General features: G+C 64.2%; 14 protein-coding genes and 2 pseudogenes. 6 read left to right on the forward strand and 10 right to left on the reverse strand.

Features of this window, described 5'->3' with window-relative positions; translation table 11 throughout:
• Positions 1-37 precede the first annotated feature (37 nt).
• The 6 genes and pseudogenes from D2K64_RS21700 to D2K64_RS21735 all read right to left on the reverse strand — a co-directional run.
• Positions 38-625: a cytochrome c oxidase assembly protein gene (locus D2K64_RS21700; protein ID WP_120010458.1), complete on the reverse strand. Its 588-nt coding sequence runs from the start codon at positions 623-625 to the stop codon at positions 38-40.
• 103 nt (positions 626-728) lie between these two features.
• The gene (locus tag D2K64_RS21705) at positions 729-1,064 is read right to left on the reverse strand and encodes a hypothetical protein (protein WP_120010459.1); all 336 of its coding nucleotides are present in this window, start codon (positions 1,062-1,064) and stop codon (positions 729-731) included.
• Positions 1,061-1,663, reverse strand: a complete 603-nt coding sequence (locus D2K64_RS21710) for a cytochrome c oxidase subunit 3 (protein WP_120010460.1) — start codon at positions 1,661-1,663, stop codon at positions 1,061-1,063. Before D2K64_RS21710 ends, D2K64_RS21705 begins: the two co-directional genes overlap by 4 nt.
• A complete protein-coding gene (locus tag D2K64_RS21715; RefSeq protein ID WP_120010461.1) occupies positions 1,660-2,613 on the reverse strand; it encodes a cbb3-type cytochrome c oxidase subunit I in 954 nt (317 codons plus the stop codon). Before D2K64_RS21715 ends, D2K64_RS21710 begins: the two co-directional genes overlap by 4 nt.
• Positions 2,614-2,701: 88 nt before the next feature.
• Positions 2,702-4,519: pseudogene (coxB, locus tag D2K64_RS26095) on the reverse strand (cytochrome c oxidase subunit II); the annotation flags it as partial.
• Positions 4,419-5,291 (reverse strand): annotated as a pseudogene (locus tag D2K64_RS21735) (outer membrane protein assembly factor BamB family protein); the annotation flags it as partial. The pseudogenes D2K64_RS21735 and coxB, both read right to left, overlap by 101 nt.
• Before the next feature lie 565 nt (positions 5,292-5,856).
• Here D2K64_RS21735 and D2K64_RS21740 point away from each other — a divergent pair.
• Complete coding sequence (locus D2K64_RS21740) at positions 5,857-7,380, forward strand: cation:proton antiporter domain-containing protein (protein ID WP_120010464.1); 1,524 nt, start codon at positions 5,857-5,859, stop codon at positions 7,378-7,380.
• Between the two features lie 345 nt (positions 7,381-7,725).
• On the forward strand, positions 7,726-8,124 hold the full coding sequence (locus D2K64_RS21745; protein WP_120010465.1) for an acyl-CoA thioesterase: 399 nt from the start codon (positions 7,726-7,728) through the stop codon (positions 8,122-8,124).
• Positions 8,125-8,484: 360 nt separating this feature from the next.
• Here the strand turns inward: D2K64_RS21745 and D2K64_RS21750 are convergent, their stop codons facing one another.
• Entirely contained in the window at positions 8,485-8,982 is a 498-nt protein-coding gene (locus tag D2K64_RS21750; RefSeq protein WP_120010466.1) for a YciE/YciF ferroxidase family protein, read from the reverse strand.
• 726 nt (positions 8,983-9,708) lie between these two features.
• Positions 9,709-9,996, reverse strand: coding sequence for a hypothetical protein (locus tag D2K64_RS21755; protein ID WP_202910786.1), 288 nt, complete (start codon positions 9,994-9,996; stop codon positions 9,709-9,711).
• A gap of 73 nt (positions 9,997-10,069) precedes the next feature.
• On the opposite strand from D2K64_RS21755, the gene D2K64_RS21760 reads away from it, so the two are divergent.
• On the forward strand, positions 10,070-12,400 hold the full coding sequence (locus D2K64_RS21760; RefSeq protein WP_120010468.1) for an FdhF/YdeP family oxidoreductase: 2,331 nt from the start codon (positions 10,070-10,072) through the stop codon (positions 12,398-12,400).
• A gap of 141 nt (positions 12,401-12,541) precedes the next feature.
• Here D2K64_RS21760 and D2K64_RS25715 read toward each other — a convergent pair whose 3' ends face one another.
• Together D2K64_RS25715 and D2K64_RS21765 are read right to left on the reverse strand one after the other, a co-directional pair.
• The gene (locus D2K64_RS25715; protein ID WP_238384361.1) at positions 12,542-12,826 is read right to left on the reverse strand and encodes a helix-turn-helix domain-containing protein; all 285 of its coding nucleotides are present in this window, start codon (positions 12,824-12,826) and stop codon (positions 12,542-12,544) included.
• The gene (locus D2K64_RS21765; RefSeq protein WP_238384362.1) at positions 12,823-13,524 is read right to left on the reverse strand and encodes an AraC family transcriptional regulator; all 702 of its coding nucleotides are present in this window, start codon (positions 13,522-13,524) and stop codon (positions 12,823-12,825) included. The genes D2K64_RS25715 and D2K64_RS21765 overlap by 4 nt, the downstream gene beginning before the upstream one ends.
• 113 nt (positions 13,525-13,637) lie before the next feature.
• On the opposite strand from D2K64_RS21765, the gene D2K64_RS25720 reads away from it, so the two are divergent.
• The 3 genes from D2K64_RS25720 to D2K64_RS25725 are packed head-to-tail and all read left to right on the forward strand — an operon-like array spanning position 13,638 to position 14,270.
• Complete coding sequence (locus D2K64_RS25720; protein ID WP_238384363.1) at positions 13,638-13,814, forward strand: HD domain-containing protein; 177 nt, start codon at positions 13,638-13,640, stop codon at positions 13,812-13,814.
• 9 nt (positions 13,815-13,823) lie between these two features.
• Positions 13,824-13,955: a hypothetical protein gene (locus D2K64_RS26015; RefSeq protein WP_274379323.1), complete on the forward strand. Its 132-nt coding sequence runs from the start codon at positions 13,824-13,826 to the stop codon at positions 13,953-13,955.
• Between the two features lie 12 nt (positions 13,956-13,967).
• A complete protein-coding gene (locus D2K64_RS25725; RefSeq protein WP_238384364.1) occupies positions 13,968-14,270 on the forward strand; it encodes a hypothetical protein in 303 nt (100 codons plus the stop codon).
• Positions 14,271-14,342 lie beyond the last annotated feature (72 nt).

The following is a 14,342-nucleotide window of genomic DNA, read 5'->3' on the forward strand; positions in this document are numbered from 1 at the left end:
CCTCCAGCAGGCAACGTCGCATGCCGTCCCATCACACTCAATCAAAATGCCCAGGTAGTGTTAGAAGTCCGGTGTGCATCATGGTGACCACCACATGAAGAGCAGCCGGGCCAGGCCCGCACCGCCGGATCAGCGCCCACCAGAAGAGCAGCGCGGACAGCAAAAAGCTGAGGTGCTGCAGCCGGTGGATGCCCACATGCTGCACGGTGGCATCGAAGAGGGGCGGCATGTGCCAGATCCAGATGGCCAGGCCGTGCACCAGCGTTGCCACCAGCGGCACGGTCAGGAAAGCCCATCCCCGCCGCAGCGGCCACACCCTGCCCACCTGCAACACCGGGCGCCGCAAGCCCGCCGGCAGGGCCCAGGCGAAGGCGCCTGCCGGACGTGCCAGTACCAGCAGCGGCGCGGAGATGACCATGACGATCTCATGCTCCACCATGTGCAGCGTGAAGAGACGTTCTCCCAGCCAGTGCAGAGGGGAAAGCAGGGCCGCAGCAAGGGCCAGCCAGCCGGCGGCGTAAGCTGCCGCCCGCCACAACCCGATCCCGCGACCAAAGCCGGCCCGAAGCCAGAGCCGCAGCGCGCCCCCGGAAGAGACCGCAACGGAGAGAAGCAGCGGCGTCACGACCCATGGATCAAAGGTCCATTGCGGCCGGTGATCCTCCCCCCATGAGCCCGGGCGGCACCCCCGACGAGCAGCATGGCCAGCCCGGGTAGCAGAGAGCGGATCACCGTTCGCATCCCGTCAGCACCAATGTGGAGGCGCCCTGGAGAAGAAGGGCGAAGGCGAAGACGCAGCCGAGCAGGGCGCAGACCGAACCCAGGAACCCGGAAGGCCCACTTTGTTCGCCGTGAAAGCTTGACGAGCGGTAGGAGAGAAAGGCGCCCAGCAGCGCGATGGCGGCGCCGAGAAAGGTCGCCACCATGCTGAAGCGAAAGCCGCCGCGGCATTCGGGATAGGCCAGGATCTGCCCCAGTTCCATGTTCACGGCCCAGATGCCTGGCCCGAGCAGCATTCCTGCCACGGGCATCAGCCGACGCCGGCCCAGGGCCGCCAAGCTCATAGCCGGGGCACTCCGTAGATGCAGAGATAGATGGGCAGCCAGGTTAGAACCACAAAATACCAGTACAGCGCGTTATCCTGCACATCGCCGTAGCGGCGCTTGTTGTCGCCGTGGCGGCTGAACATCATCGCGGTCAGGACCAGCGTGTCCACGATGTCGGTCAGGATATGCGCAGTGTGCAGCCCGAGCAGGACCCAGAGGATCGAGCCACAGGCATTGCTGTCCCAGGAAACGTTGAGGGCCGGAAATTCCCAGATGCGGACAACCAGCGGCAGGAGGCCGGCCACGGACATGATAACGAGGCCAATCCGCACCTTGCGGAGATCCTGCGCCTCCGCCCAGCGGGCCACCAGCCAGTTCGGAATGGCGCTGACCAGCAGCAGAACGGCGATGACGGTGCCCGGCCAGGGATCCGGCGGCGGCGCACCCAGCGGCCATTGCGGCGCGATGCTGGCGAGATAGAGATAGACACCGACGGCCAGGGCGAAGCCCGTTCCCTCGATCAGCATGAAGGCCAGGGTGCCCCACCATGTCTGGCTGCTGCTGCCGGAACCGTGCAACGGCAGGCCGGAAAGATCGGCGACGATGCGGTGCCTCATGAATCATCCTCCGGGGTGCCGCGCGGCCAGAACCACCCGATCAGGGTGATGGCGAGCGGGATCGATCCCCAGACCACGGCCCAGGGCGTGAAGATGGAGGCCACCAGCATCATGCTGGTCGCGATGGCCGCCCAGAAAGGCCAGATCAAGTTTTGCGGCGAGGTTTCCCGCGCTTCCGGCGTCGCGGTGCCCATGCTGGTGATCAGCAATTCCCTCCGGTTCACGGACAGGCCCGAAACAACGGGCAGGCTGTTCTTCTCGTCCCAAAGCGGGCTGGCGCTGTTGGCCACGGGAAGGCGGGCGAAATCATAGGGCGGCGGAGGGGAGGATGTCGCCCATTCCAGCGTCGAGGCTCTCCAGGGATTGTCGCCGGCGGGCTCGCCATTCCGTGCGCTGCGGATCACGTCGATGCAGAAGAGCAGGAAGCCGGCGGCGAGCCCGACCGAGCAGAGGCTGATGAAGAGGTTCATCCCGCCCCAGCCCATCTCCACCTGATAGGTGTAGACGCGCCGCGGCATGCCCTGCAGTCCCAGGATGTGCATCGGAAAGAAGGTGAAATTGAACCCGAGGAACAGCAGGCCCACCACCCAGCGGCCGACACGCTCACTCATCATGCGGCCCGTGACCTTGGGGAGCCAGTAGTAGACGGCGTCCAGCAGCGGAAAAAGTGCGCCGCCGACCAGCACGTAGTGGAAATGCGCCACGACGAAGTAGGTGTCGTGCACCTGCGTGTCGATCGGAACGGATGCCACCATCACCCCGGTCATGCCGCCCAGGACGAAGGTGAAGAAGAGTGCCGGGATGAACAGGAATGGCACCCGAAAGATCGGGCGCCCCAGCCAGATCGTCGCCAGCCAGCAGAGGATCTGCACCCCCGCCGGAACGGCGATGGCCATGCTGGAGGCGGTGAAGAAGCTCTCGCCCAGCCGCGGCAGGCCAGTGGTGAACATGTGGTGGACCCAAAGGCCGAAGGCCAGCCAGCCCAGCCAGATAGGCCGAGACGGCTTGCAACTCGTCGGCCGTCAGCGGCACCATCGGCATGTTGTTCCCGGGTCTGATGGTCTGGGGATCGGCGATCCAGGCGGCGAGCGATCCCCGGGTCGTCGGCAGCATGCCGGCGGCGATCGTCTGCCGCCCCCCGACATGGGTCAGGTCCGGCCCCAGCGTGCCGGCGGCGCTGGTGCCCCGCACGGTGTGGCACGCAGCGCAGGCCTTGCTTTCCAGCACCGTCCGGCCGGCCTCCTGCTCCGGTGTCCTGGGCCGGGTGGCCTCAGCCAGCTGCGCGTCCCGCCAGCGCTCAAAATCCTCCGGCGTTTCCACCACGATCAGCAGTGCCATGTGGGCATGCTGCACGCCGCAAAACTCGGCGCATTGCGCGCGGTAGATGCCAGGCTCGTGCGGCGTGAACACAAGAACATTTTCCCGCCCGGGGATCATGTCCTGCTTTCCGGTCAAGTTCGGCACCCAGAAGGCATGGATGACGTCTGCCGCTGCGAGTTCCAGCCGCACGGGACGTCCGGCTGCCAGATGCAGTTCATTCGCGGTAAGGAAGACACGGTCGGGCGCGGGGTCGGCATAGGTCACTTCCCACCACCATTGATAGCCGCGGACCCGAATGGTGAGGGCCTGCGGATGCTCCTCCGCGATGCCGCGCGTGGCAACGTAGCTGGCGAGGGTCAGCCCGCCGATGATCATCACCGTGGCGGCCACCGCACCACCGATCACGAGGCGGGAGCGACGTTCCGATCGCTGCCGCTGCGCCTCTGGCAGTTGAACCATTCGAAGAGGCGCTTTCCCTTTGACAGCTGGTAGGCGTTGTTGCGGAACGGCTCGCCCTGCGCGGCGATCACCTCGGGCGGGCGGCCGCTGATGCCGTTCGGCATGACCAGGACGTGGTCCTGCACCTCCGCAATCGGCAGATCGAGGCGCGACTGCCGTTCCTCCCGCTTGCAGCCGGCGAGCAGGGCCAGGATGGCGGAAGCAACGCACCCCATCTTCATGGCAGGCGAACAGATAAAGGATGGAGGACGGATCGGACGGGTGCGGCAGGTCCCGCAGCACATTCGCTTCTCCATTCTCCGCCGTGGCATCGCGCCGGTCGATCTCGGCTCCCGGGCCCGTGCCGCTGCCGGCGAAGACCGCCAGCCAGGGCTGCCCATCCGGTCCGGCGAAGGCCACAGGCTGGCTGCCGATCCCCAATGTGGCCTGGAAGCGCCACATCTCGGTGCCTGTTCGGCCCTCGAGCGCCTTGAGCAGGCCGTCAGGGGTGCCGTATAGAACCAGCCCTCTCAGCGCGAGCACGCCGCCGGAGAGCGGAAAGCGCTCGGGCACGGTCCAGGCGGGCCGCGCCGCCGCGAGATCCCAGCCGACCAGCCCTCCCCGCGTTTCGTCACCTGCCGGGCGGACACGGATGTTCGCGCCCGTGAAGCCCGTGCCGCGGATGTAGTGGCGGTCCGCGCCTCCAGGTCCATGCAGAGCCGGCGGGAGGGGATGTAGAGCAGCCCGGTTTCCGGCAGAAAGGCTGAGGCGCCCGTGACGGCACCGGGCCGCGCCGGACAAATGTCGCGCGTCATTTGGCCGCGGCGCACACCCTTGTCGGGATTGCGGATCAGGACCTTGCTGCGCCGATCCACGCCGGAGGTGGCGTTCACGGGAGCGAATGCCTCGGCCGAGAGAACTTCGCCGCTGCTGCGGTCGACCACATAGACATATCCGTTCCCATCGGGATGATGAGGAGTTGGCGTTGCCGCCCTTCCTACTCCCGGTCCAGCAGAAGGTTTGGCGCGGTGGCACCGAGGCCGTAGAGATCATGGGTGTTGATGGGAAGAAACCACCGGGCCATCCCGGTTTTCGCATCCCGCGCGAAGAGGCCGGAGGTCCAGCGGTTATCGCCCTGGCGCTGGTCGGGAACCCAGGGCGCCGGGTAGCCCGTCCCATGCAGGATCAGCCCGGTTGCCTCGTCCCGAAGGATCACGCCCGGCACGGTTCCGCCACCCTGCTGCCACGCCGAAGGAGGCCAGGAGGTGACACCACGCTCCGCCGCAACGTCGGCCTGCTGAACGGGCCGGAAATCCGCACCGATTCCGACAGCAGCATCCGGCCCGGTGCTGTAGCGGCGCCAGAGAATGCGGCCATCCGCAGCATCCAATGCGGCGATCCAGCCCCTGACGCCGCACCGGTCGCCGGCATTGCCGAGGAAAACCGTATCGCCGGAGGGGAGGGGTGCCGCCGACAAGGTTTCCCCCGATGACGGGTCAGCAGTTCGCACGGCCCAGAGCGTCGCGCCGGTCTCGGTATCCAGGGCGATGGTCCAGCCATCCGGCGTGTTGAGGTAGAGACGCCGGTCGGCGAGAGCCATTCCTCCTCCGCTCTTCCCGCAGCAAATGTAGCCGAGGGCGGCACTGTCCTCGTCCGGCCTGAATTGCCACTTGATCGGGAGACCGGGCTGGGTGAGGTCGAGGGCGTAGAGCGTGTGGGGAAACGCAGTCAGCAGAAACAGAAGATGATCCTGGATCAGTGGCGCCTCGGTCACCCGCCCAGGATGGCCCGTCCTGAAGGTGGCGGCGAGCTGCATCCGGTCAATGTTCCGAGGCGTCAGCTCCGATCCGGCTGCGAGATACGCTTTACCTGCCTGATCCCGAGACCCGGCAGCCTGCCCCTAGGCCGTGGTTGCGAGCAGCATGAGGCTGACGGCCAGTCGAAGCGACTAGGCGACGGCTTGCCATCGCTTCGCAACGGCTGTCGCATTGTCTTTTAACTTCTCCTTCAAGCGACGGAGAAGCGAGTGGTCATGCGCCGATTGTTGGCTGAACAGCACCCCGCCTCCGCACCGTTTGAGCTTCGAAATACCGATGCAAATCCCGAACACGACGAAGGTTCCAACGGAGCGTGGAGGCAGCGGACGAGGGGTGCGGTTCCATTGCGAACAGGGCGTATCCAACCAGCATAAAGCACTGCTCCCGCAGGAGGCGCGAGTATCAGTCGCACTCTGACAAGCTGAGCCGGATCGTGCCAAAGGGTCAGGAAGTTCTTGAAGCTACCGTTAACTGCCTTCCCATCTCAGCCTCCAACGCCCCGTGAATGCCGGTACAGGTTCTCCGAGAGGAGATCACACGGGCAGAAGAACTAAAATCAACAACAATGGTTCTTCCTACCAGACAACCTCATACCACGCCTGGAGCTCGCCCGATGAAATGCCCGGAAGCCGCAGCCCTCAGCGGTTCTCTTCTGCCATGAGCATGCTTGAGTTCGCTGCGTTGGTGCTTGCGGCGATTGGCCCGCTGTTGGTCCTGGCGAAGCTCCTGCACATTCCAACGCCGCTCCTCCTCTTCGCAGCAGGCATTGCGGCCGCCCTCTCGCCTGGGATGCCGAACACGCGGGTCGATCCACAATTTCTGATGGCTCTGTTTCTGCCTCCAATCATCTACGCCGCAGCCCTTCGCGTTTCCATCCACCTGTTCCGATTCACGATCGGCGCGGGGGTTGTTATCGGCCTGGCGCTGACCGGCGCCACGATCCCGGTGGTCGCGATCGCGGCCCGTTGGCTTCTGCCAGGACTCGATTGGGCGCCGGCCCTGCTGCTGGGTGTCGTCGGGGCACTGGTCGACACGCGCCTCTTCCACGAGGCCGAAGGCCGGCCGAGGGTACCCCGCGCGATCGCCGATGCCCTGAAGGTCCGTGAGATCGTGGCGCGGGTCGTGTCGCTTGGCGTTCTGGCGGTGCTGGTTGAAGCTGTCGCAACAGAGGCGCCAACGCCGCCGGCTGCCGCCGGTGCCTTTGCCTGGGCCCTGGCCGCGGGAGCGGCAGTGGGATGGATCATGGGCGGCGCCACGCGTCGGCTGCGCGCTTACGCCAAGCCGGCACCGGTGGAGATCGCAGTGTCGCTCGCGCTCCCCTATCTCTGCGCCCTGCTCGCGCAGGCGATCAGCCTCTCGCTATCTGCCACCATCATCGCGGCCGCACTTGCCATGTCATCGGGCGAAGTGGACCGCCGAACCGGCACGACGCAGAGTTCGTCTGAGGCCCGCATCTCCGATACCACCTTCTGGGAGGAGGTGAGCCTCCTGCTCTCCGCCGCTCTGTTCCTTCTGGCCGGGCGCGCACTGCCCGAGGCGCTCGGCGCGTTGGAAGACTGGCCGATTTGGCGAACGGCTGGGACGGCTGCGGCGCTGGTCATGCTGACGATCACGCTGCAATTTGCCTTCTCCTATCTCGCAGCCTGTCTGCCGGCGCCGGCGAGGGCTCTGCAGGATCGGGAGGAGGAGGCGGGCCAGAAGGTCACCAGGCTGACGGCCGCGGGGGTCATGGCCTGGGCCTGCACGCCCTCCATCATAGGAATCATTGTTGCCTTGTCCGCACCCCCGGGAATGGAGGATCGCGGCCTCGCCCTCATTGTCGCCGCGTTTCTGATCCTCGGCGCCGTGCTGGTGCAGGGATTGACGCTCCCGGCCGCAGTGCGCGCCGCCTCCCTGGGCGACGAGGCCGAGGAGAAGCACGAGCAGGACATCGCCGGCCAGGTGGCGTCCCGGGCGGCGGAGGGGAAGGTCGACGTTCAAGGAGGCCATGACGCCGTGCGCCGTGCCCTGCTCCAGCTTCGTGAAGACAATCACATCGGCGACGAAACGCTGCAGAAGATGATGCGGGAGACGGATCTGAGCGCCCGGGCGGCGGAGGGCCCGGCCGCCGCCATGCCAGGTGCCGGACCGCCCAATCCCTGAACTGCACGTTCCGGGCAGGACATGGTCCTGGCCTGGATAGCGGAGCACGTGAATGGCCGGGGCACACGTGACTTGGCCAGCTTAAGCGTGGAGCGGCCGTGATCGGAACAGGCATTGCGATCCTGAAGCATCTGCAGCAACCTGCCCGCGACACCCGCTTCGCTACCCGTCAGGACACTTCTTGGTCTGGCCCTGAAGGCGCGCCGGACCTCGGATCTGGCGATAACTCCGCGGCGCCATCTGCGTTCCTCATCGTGTCTGTCGGATCGATCCCGTGAATCGAGGCCAACTGTCAGCGTGAAACATGCGCCGGCTCCAGGCTGGCCAGATGAGGAGGCCGACTCCATGACCGAGCAACCCCCAAATCTCCCTGGCGGAGTGCAGCTGCGCACCATCGCCATGCCGCGTGACGCCAATGCAAGCGGCGCTATCTTCGGTGGCTGGACACTGTCACAGATGGATCTTGCCGGCGGAACGCTGGCCGCCGAGCGGGCGGGAGGACAGGTGGTGACTGTTAGCATCGAGGCGATGCGGTTCCTGCGCCCGGTGTCGGTTGGTGACGAGGTCAGCTGCTACTGCACCATCGAAAAGACCGGTGATGCCTCCATCGAGGTGAAGATCGAGACCTGGGCACCAGAGCGGGGCGGCAGATCTGCCGAGAAGGTCACGGAAGGCGTGTTCACCTATGTCGCCATGGGCGAGGATGGCCGCCCACGAAAACTGCCGGATGGCGTGACCGAGTAGTCGCTTCGCCGCCGCGATCTCTTGCTGCCTCCTGTAGAATCTGCCCTAATTTCCATTTACCGGCTGGCAACACATGCCAACCTGGTGCCGACCTCAAGGCTGATCGATGCGATGCAGCCTGCAAGGACTGCTTGTGTAGGTCTGGCAGACGCCGCCTACAATAATCGGCGAAGACAGAATGCGCCGCGTCAGCTGGGCAGGTGTGTGCGGAAGAACCAGCTTCACCGTGACGGCGTCCTGTGATGAACGGGTGTCCCCTGCTGCATTCGGCGAGCCGTGGGTATCGACACGGTCCGCCGGACACTGCTTTCGAAGCGCCCTGCCCGGATTTTCCAGGCCAGGAACGCAGGGCCTCAGGTTTCAGGCGGCTTTCTGCAGCGCGGCGGGATTGATCTCGCTTTCGGCGAGTGCAGTCAGCTTCTCGTCCGTCGCCTTCTCTTCCGCAAGGGTCTGGCCGAGCAGGTCAGCGACCTCCTGCATGCCGCTGGACGCCGCCAGCGACCGCATCGTTCCGTAGGCGGCGATCTCGTGGTGTTCGATCGCCTGGGCGGCCGCCACCAGAAGAACGTCCAGGATTGGGCCAGGCTGGTGTTCGCTAATCAGCCTTTGCCCCTCCGCCGCCAAGCCCTCCATGGCTTCGCACGGCGCGCCTTCGGCGGTGGTACCCATTTGCTTCGCGGCCTGTTCCAGGCGGGAAACCTGTTGCTGGGTCTCCTGCACGTGGTTCTGGAAAGCTTGTTTAAGTGTTGGAGAAGACGCCGCCTCCGCCAATTTCGGCAGGTTTTCCAGCGCGAGCTTCTCCGCGGTATAGGCTTGGTTGAGCTTCTCGATCATGAGGCTGCTGAGGGTCTCTGACATGTCTGCTACCTTGAACGATGAAAGGTTAACCGGAGCTGGCGAAGTCCGCCCGCGTGAAGATAATGACTGAGTCGGGATACTGTGGCGGCATGTCTTCAGAACATCACGGGGCCTCATGAAGAACGGATCATCGATGCACGAGTTCCCTGCGCGATGACTCCTGCAGCATAATGTGCGGACCACATGCCTGCCGCCGTACTCCTGATATTGCTTGTTCCCGCATCGCGTCGTTGCGCTCCGTACGTTATCGCACCGCCGGCATGACGATACCGCAGTTGCAGAGTGACCGTGTGCTGCAGGCAACGCCTCTATATCGCTTCCTACGCTCCAGCGGCGTGAACTACGTATATGGAAGTGCTTGTGTGTAGCGCTAATCTTCAGCACTTGAAGGGAGGTAGCGGCGGAAATCTGCTGCGCCAGCTGACGGATGGCTGCAATTGGTTGACCGATGGTACGCTTTCGAAGGGACAGCTGGTTGTGGCCGCCAAATCGTTGCTCGGTCGCAGGCGGCATTGACATGGAGTCGTTGATGAGGCGGAGGCTTAAGCAGCCTAGCGCCACAGCCGCCCTCAACTGAGATATAAGGCCGGGAATTGGTTGTCGGACGATGAGCGGAACTTCAACGGCACCCGAGATGAAGATTCATCAACTCGGGTACTGGCATTCATGCATCACTATGGCGGCGGAATCACGAATCCGCTGGCCTCGAACACGGGTGGAGCCGGCTCAATGCTCTTTGTTCGCCCTCATACCCCGACTGCGCAGAATTCCGAACAACGCAAGGGAAGCGAGGCCCAGTGCACCGGCCAGGATCAAGGCAGGCCTCACGCCTGTCCGCACGGAGGCACGATCCAGTGCGACCTCTAGGCTGCCCGCAATATTTGCTGCGAAGGGCACGACCTGCGTATCGAGAAACAGCTTGGGTGAGGATGGGCCAGCTGGCTTCTTCAGCAGGTAGTCTCGTCCGATGATCATGGCGGCCTCCGGCAGATTGCGGCTCGAGGTGAGAAACATTCAACAAGCACCGGTAGCAACGCGGTCACGGGGCGGGTGTTTCTGAAGCACCCATTTCGGCTGGAGTGCATCCGTGGATAAGCCAAAGTTCAAGCCATATCGCCTGCCGGCCGGAGGTTGGGGTTCCGCTCGTTCGGTCGCTAACATCCTGAGGCGCGAGGGTGTGCTGGCAAGTGTTCCCATTGCCTTGTCCCGTCATAACAAGGTGGATGGCTATCAATGCAACAGCTGTGCCTGGGTGAAGCCCGCGAGCCCTCTGCCCTTCGAATATTGCGAGAACGGGGTGAAGGCTGTGGCGTGGGAGCTGACCGCGCATCGGTGCACGCCTGAGTTCTTCGCTGAGCACACCGTCACGGAGCTGAGGAACTGGGACGATTATCACCTTGAGCAGCCCGGCCGATTGACCCATCCGCTGCGGTATGACGGCGAGAAGGACAAGTACGTTCCAGTGTCCTGGGGTCACGCCTTGGAGGAGATCGCGCGTGAGCTGCTCGCCGTCGAGGACCGCAAGAAGGGCACTGTCTTCTACAGCTCCGGCCGGCTTTCCAATGAGGCCAGCTACCTCTATCAGCTCTTCGCGCGGCTCTACGGCAATAACAACCTGCCAGACAGCTCGAACATGTGCCACGAGACGACTTCGGTGGCACTGCCCGCAAGCATCGGCCAGGGTGTCGGCACCGTCGCGCTGGACGACTTCGCGAAGGCCGACTGCATCATGTTCTTCGGTCAGAATCCGGGCAGCAATGCGCCCCGCATGTTGCATCCGCTGCAGGAAGCAAGCCAGCGCGGCGTACCGATCATCACCTACAACCCGCTACGCGAGCGCGGCCTGGAGCGTTTCCTGAATCCGCAATCGCCGACGGAGATGCTGACGGGCAAGGAAACCCGTATCAGTTCGCAGTACCACCAGGTGAAGGCGGGTGGTGACCTCGCGGCCCTGGCCGGCATCTGCAAGTCCGTGCTGGCCATGTATGACGAGTCGCTAGCGCTGGGCGGTGCCGCAGTTCTCGATGAGACCTTCATCCGGGAGCATACTCACGGATTTGAAGCCTTCGCCGAGTGGCTACGGGCGCAGGACTGGGACGAGCTGGAGCGCCGCTCGGGCCTCCACCGCGCCGATATGGAAGCCACGGCATCGGTCTATAGTCAATCGCATGCCGTCATCGGCGTCTACGGCATGGGGTTGACCCAGCACCAAGCAGGCGTCGAGACCGTCCAAATGCTGGTGAACCTCCTGCTGATGCGCGGCAATATTGGCCGCGATGGTGCCGGCATCTGCCCGGTCCGCGGCCACTCCAACGTGCAGGGCCAGCGTACGGTGGGAATCACGGAAAAGCCCGAGCTGTTTCCCCTGGACCGGTTGGGGGAGCAGTTCAGCTTCGAGCCGCCGCGGGAGGCCGGCTACAACACTGTCGAAGCCTGCGAGGCTATTCTGCGCGATGAGGTGAAAGCCTTCTTCATGCTCGGAGGAAATTTCGTCCGCGCCATCCCTGACCACAGCCAGATGGAGCCTGCCTGGCGCCGCATACGCCTGACCGTCAACGTGATCACCAAGCTGAACCGCAGCGCACTCCTGCCCGGAGAGATCAGCTACATTCTTCCGGTGATCGGCCGATTGGAGATCGACGAGACAGCGGCGGGTCAGCAGGTCCTTTCGATGGAGGATACCTCCGCCTGCGTCCACGGAAATCGCGGCCTGCGCAGGCCGGCCTCCCCGCACCTGCTCAGCGAGATCCGGTTGCTCTGCGAACTGGCCAAGAGGGTGCTCGAGCCGAACCCGCGCGTGCGGTGGGACGACTACATGACCAACTACGCGGAAATCCGGCTCGAGGTTGGCAAGACTCTGCCTGACACCTTCTGGGATTATGAACGCCGCATGTGGGAGCCAGGCGGCTTTCAACGCGATCTGCCCGCCAAGCGGCGCGAATGGCGTACGGAAACCCAGCGGGCCAACTTCGTCACGCCGCGAGGCCTTGATGAGGACAAGGACATGCCCGGCGTAGGCCATGATTCGCTGCGCCTGATGACACTGCGCAGCAATGATCAGTTCAATACCACCGTCTATGGTTACGACGACCGATTCCGCGGCGTCAAGAACACCCGCAAGGTCGTGTTGATGAACCGCTCCGACATCGACCGGCTGGGCCTCAAGGTTGGCCAGGCTGTGACGCTCAGGACTGTTGCCGATGACGGGGTGAACCGCAGCCTTCCCGGCCTGCTTGTCGTCGCCTACAACATTCCGATCGGCTGTGTCGGAGGATACTACCCCGAGTGCAACGTCCTGTTGCCGATCTGGCATTACGCGGCCGGCAGCAAGACTCCGGCTGCGAAAACCATACCAGTCACGGTGCATGTCGAGGATGGAAGGGTACTCGAACCGCAGCTCGAATATGCCGAGGGTTAGGTCGTGAGTTGGATTGCCGGCGCTGCTTGAAAGGTACCGCATGGCGCCGGCACCTGAAGCGGCGGTCAACGGCCTTGATAAGGGATCGGCGTTGCGATGGCGTCGTCCCGCCAGCTTATTTCAACTTCCGCAGATGCGCCTTCAGCCGGCCATTTCTTTCGCCGCAGCGAAGCGCCGGCGGTATTCGGCTGGCATGAGTCCGACATGGCGGGAGAAGGCGCGGCGAAGCATGTCGGCGTTGGCGAAGCCGCAACGTGCGGCGACATGCTTTGGGGCATCCTGTCCAGCCTCCAGCAGTCGCCTCGCCGCCGTGACCCGTGCCTCCTCGGCCCAGGCCGCAGGCGTGATGCCGACCTCATGCTGGAATAATCTGGCGAAATGCCGTGCGCTCAACCCGGCGCGGGCGGCAAGGGCCTGAACGCTCAAGTTTGCAGCCGGGTTGGCGGCCGCCCATCGCTGCACCTCCTGAAGTACCGCCCGGCCCGGGGGGCGGCCTCGCTGCGGCGACTGAATTGGGCCTGTCCGCCGACGCGCCGGAACAGCATGACCAACTGGGTAGCGACGCGTAGGGCTAAATCGCGGCCGAGATCCTCCTCCACCAGGGCCAGCGCAAGATCGAGCCCTGCGGTGATTCCAGCGGCGGTACAGAGCCTGCCGTCACGCACATGGATCGCGTCCATGTCGACTTCCACACCGGGATAAGCGCGGGACAGCCGCTTGGCGACAGCCCAGTGCGTGGTCACGCGCCGGCCCTCCAGCAATCCTGCGGTGGCCAGGAGGAGAGCTCCGCTGCGGATCGAGCCGTAGCGGTGCGCCTTGGGTGCCGTACGCAGCAGCCAGGAAACCATGGCATGGTCACAATCGTCGCGGTCGGCGTGAGGGGATCCGGCCACCAACAACGTGTCGAAGACTTCATCTCGAATCTCTCTGATCACCAGATCCGGTACGAGGCGCACCCCGGACGAACTGCGAATCTCCCCCGGCTCCCTCGCGACGACCTGAAGTCGATAGGCCATTCGTCCTGCCTGGAGATTCGCCTCGGCGAACACGTCGAGCGGTCCCGCGACGTCCAACAACTGCACTCCGGGCACCGCGAGAATGGCCACCGACCTGCTCGCGCTCATGGCTTGCCTCTATGTCCTCATCGGCTTCTATTGGCCGAATATGGCGTGATCCTCCGGATTCCGCCGGAACAACAACGGGCCTAGCCTCGAGCCATCAAGCAGAGAGATGGCCCATGACCCAGATGATCGCCGGCATACCTGTTCCCGACAGCAGGCTCGCCCGTGAAGTGACCGAGATGGTCCGCGACACCGCATCGCCATTGTTGTTCCACCACTCCAGCCGCGTCTACTATTTCGGCGCGCTGGCCGGGCGACATCGTGGCCTCCGCTTCGATCTAGAATTGCTCTAAGCTGGCGCGATGTTCCACGACATGGGGCTGACTGCGCAGCACAGCAGCGCGCATGAGCGGTTCGAGGTTGATGGGGCGAATGCGGCGCGGGACTTCCTGAGCCGCCACGGCATTTCCGGGGCGGATTTCGACATGGTCTAGACAGCCATCGCGTTGCACACCACGCCCGGCATTCCGCAGCACATGCATCCCGTGGTTGCGCTGGTCACCTCGGGTGTGGAAATGGATGTGTTGGGACTAACCTACCCGGAATACAGCCACGAAGAGCGGGAGGCGGTGGTGCACGCACATCCTCGCACGCCGCACTTCAAGGAGGATATTATCCAGGCCTTCTATGACGGCATCAAGCACAAGCCGGAAACGACCTTCGGCAACGTCAAGGCTGACGTGCTGGCCGACAAGGAGCCGCATTTCCATCGCGGGAACTTTCGCAATGTTAACCGCTGCTCGGCCTAGTGTCCTGATCGCGAAATTCCTAAGATCATGGGAATGGTGGTAGGAGGCAGCGATGGGCAAACCTGCGGTGTC

Origin of the sequence: Teichococcus vastitatis (genome assembly GCF_003604215.1) — a bacterium.
Taxonomy (GTDB): domain Bacteria; phylum Pseudomonadota; class Alphaproteobacteria; order Acetobacterales; family Acetobacteraceae; genus Pseudoroseomonas; species Pseudoroseomonas vastitatis.

Excerpts from the sequence above, each read along its gene's own strand:
- D2K64_RS21745 (WP_120010465.1), top strand. The coding sequence starts at position 7,726 with ATGACCGAGCAACCCCCAAATCTCCCTGGCGGAGTGCAGCTGCGCACC.
- D2K64_RS21755 (WP_202910786.1), bottom strand. The coding sequence starts at position 9,996 with ATGTTTCTCACCTCGAGCCGCAATCTGCCGGAGGCCGCCATGATCATC.
- D2K64_RS26015 (WP_274379323.1), top strand. The coding sequence starts at position 13,824 with ATGTTCCACGACATGGGGCTGACTGCGCAGCACAGCAGCGCGCATGAG.
- D2K64_RS25720 (WP_238384363.1), top strand. The coding sequence starts at position 13,638 with ATGACCCAGATGATCGCCGGCATACCTGTTCCCGACAGCAGGCTCGCC.
- D2K64_RS21710 (WP_120010460.1), bottom strand. The coding sequence starts at position 1,663 with ATGAGGCACCGCATCGTCGCCGATCTTTCCGGCCTGCCGTTGCACGGT.
- D2K64_RS21740 (WP_120010464.1), top strand. The coding sequence starts at position 5,857 with ATGCCCGGAAGCCGCAGCCCTCAGCGGTTCTCTTCTGCCATGAGCATG.
- D2K64_RS21705 (WP_120010459.1), bottom strand. The coding sequence starts at position 1,064 with ATGAGCTTGGCGGCCCTGGGCCGGCGTCGGCTGATGCCCGTGGCAGGA.
- D2K64_RS21750 (WP_120010466.1), bottom strand. The coding sequence starts at position 8,982 with ATGTCAGAGACCCTCAGCAGCCTCATGATCGAGAAGCTCAACCAAGCC.
- D2K64_RS21715 (WP_120010461.1), bottom strand. The coding sequence starts at position 2,613 with ATGTTCACCACTGGCCTGCCGCGGCTGGGCGAGAGCTTCTTCACCGCC.
- D2K64_RS21765 (WP_238384362.1), bottom strand. The coding sequence starts at position 13,524 with ATGAGCGCGAGCAGGTCGGTGGCCATTCTCGCGGTGCCCGGAGTGCAG.